Annotated in this window: 1 protein-coding gene; it reads left to right on the forward strand. The window is 65.3% G+C overall.

The window, feature by feature from the left end; translation table 11 throughout:
* Positions 1 to 714 (forward strand): AAA family ATPase (locus tag QSK26_RS41445; protein ID WP_285780854.1); only part of this gene is annotated, 714 nt, incomplete at both ends.

The raw sequence follows: 714 nt of genomic DNA on the forward strand, positions 1-714 counted from the left end.
TGTCCAAGGCGCTGGCCGAGTTCCTGTTCGGGGACGAGGACGCGCTGATCATGCTGGACATGTCGGAGTTCATGGAGAAGCACACGGTCTCCCGGCTGTTCGGTTCCCCGCCCGGTTACGTGGGTTACGAGGAGGGCGGGCAGCTCACGGAGAAGGTGCGGCGCAAGCCGTTCTCGGTGGTGCTGTTCGACGAGATCGAGAAGGCGCACCCGGACATCTTCAACTCGCTGCTGCAGATCCTGGAGGACGGCCGGCTGACCGACGCCCAGGGCCGGGTGGTGGACTTCAAGAACACCGTCATCATCATGACGACCAACCTGGGCACCCGGGACATCTCCAAGGGCATCGGGGTCGGGTTCGCCAAGAACAACGACGCCGAGAGCAACTACGACCGGATGAAGGCGAAGGTGCAGGAGGAGCTCAAGCAGCACTTCCGGCCGGAGTTCCTCAACCGTGTCGATGACACGGTGGTCTTCCACCAGCTCACGCCGAAGGAGATCATCCAGATCGTCGACCTGATGCTGGCCCAGGTGGACGAGCGGCTGCGGGACCGGGACATGGGCCTGGAGCTCACCCAGGAGGCCAAGCAGCTGCTGGCCGACCGGGGTTACGACCCGGTGATGGGCGCCCGGCCGCTGCGCCGGACCATCCAGCGCGAGCTGGAGGACTCGCTGTCGGAGAAGATCCTGTACGGCGAGCTCCGCCCGGGGCAGA

It is taken from the genome of Microtetraspora sp. NBRC 13810, from assembly GCF_030268685.1.
In the GTDB taxonomy this organism is placed as follows: domain Bacteria; phylum Actinomycetota; class Actinomycetes; order Streptosporangiales; family Streptosporangiaceae; genus BSRQ01.